The following is a 373-nucleotide window of genomic DNA, read 5'->3' as shown; positions in this document are numbered from 1 at the left end:
TGATCGACTCTGCGAAGTCGATCGCCAACCAGGCGCTGCAGACCACCGTCGGCTACTCCACCAAGTCCAACGTCTCCGCCTCGATCGCGGGTGCGACGGCCGCCGACCTGCGCGGCACCACCTCCTTTGCCAGCGCGACCGCGAGCAGCAACGTTGTGTATAGCGGCACAGCCGGCGGCACCACGGCGGCGAGCGGCAGCACGACCCTCGGCGCCACCATCGGCTCGTTCGCCAGCACTGGCGCAACGGCCGGCGACGGCACCACGGCCCTGACCGGCACCATCACGCTGATCGCCACCAACGGCACCACCGCAACCGGCCTGTCCGGCAACGCCCAGCCTGCCGACGGCGACACGCTGACCGTGAACGGCAA

General features: G+C 70.2%; 1 pseudogene. It reads left to right on the top strand.

What is annotated here, in order from left to right:
• A pseudogene (locus AC0L2J_RS34785) lies at positions 1–373 on the top strand (DUF1522 domain-containing protein); the annotation flags it as partial.

The sequence above is a fragment of the Bradyrhizobium sp. MV1.5 genome, assembly GCF_055807615.1.
This window is presented reverse-complemented; position numbering and strand designations above follow the sequence as displayed.